This is a genomic window from Shewanella algicola, assembly GCF_014648035.1.
In the GTDB taxonomy this organism is placed as follows: domain Bacteria; phylum Pseudomonadota; class Gammaproteobacteria; order Enterobacterales; family Shewanellaceae; genus Shewanella; species Shewanella algicola.
This window is the reverse complement of the sequence record NZ_BMQI01000161.1, coordinates 1-757: the sequence shown is the minus strand read 5'-3', so window position 1 is coordinate 757 and position 757 is coordinate 1. Positions and strand designations below refer to the sequence as shown.

The window sequence follows — 757 nt, the reverse complement described above, 5'->3', positions numbered from 1 at the left end:
GAGTGACGATTTCAGAGAAGAGATTATTTTCGGTACTGGTCAAAAAGTGTAATCAGCCCCTGCCGCATTTAGGGTGTGATCGTGAGTGTTTTGCTAATTCAAAGAGGATTTTCAAACAATCCCTCATTGCTTGTTTTAGTTGGGCTTCTAGGAGTTGAATTCTTCGTTGGTCTTCAGTTAATGCTTTGGCATTTTCTGGTGTTTTACCGGCTAATTCAGCTTGGTACTGCACTTTCCATCGAGACACAGCAGATTTACCCGCACCTGACATATCTTCAATTTGCTTGTTCGTGTAACCCTGTTCGACCATTAGCTTGGCATATTCTAATTTTTGCAGAGGGCTGACAGTGACTTTTATTTTTCTAATCATAATAAATACCTTTAAGATTTTGCTTATTTAAGCTATAAATCTCTACAGTTTCGTTAGACCATTACATAGTTGAAGCTTCAGAGAGAAGACTATCGAGGGGTGGCTGACAGAATTAAGAACGTCTTTCCCACTTTAGCGTCAGCATATATTCACTGTTATCAATTACTAGACGAGAATGTTCCGATACAAACTATCACGGACAAGATTCATGTTACCAAAATGACTCTTCATATATAAAAGTTTCTAAATGACGTTTTGAAACTACACGGCAACAGTTCAGAATTTACTCTAACCATTGGCAGGTATTCTTTAAAACCTAAGTTCATTATCCCCCTGTGTCAGGATAGTTGTCGCCTCAGTTTTTCATAAAAATAAAACAGGGAGCGG

General features: G+C 38.3%; 1 pseudogene. It reads right to left on the bottom strand.

The features are described 5' to 3' along the window. Nucleotides 1-118: 118 nt before the first annotated feature. Nucleotides 119-370: pseudogene (locus tag IEY42_RS22220) on the bottom strand (IS3-like element ISSde8 family transposase); the annotation flags it as partial. Nucleotides 371-757 lie beyond the last annotated feature (387 nt).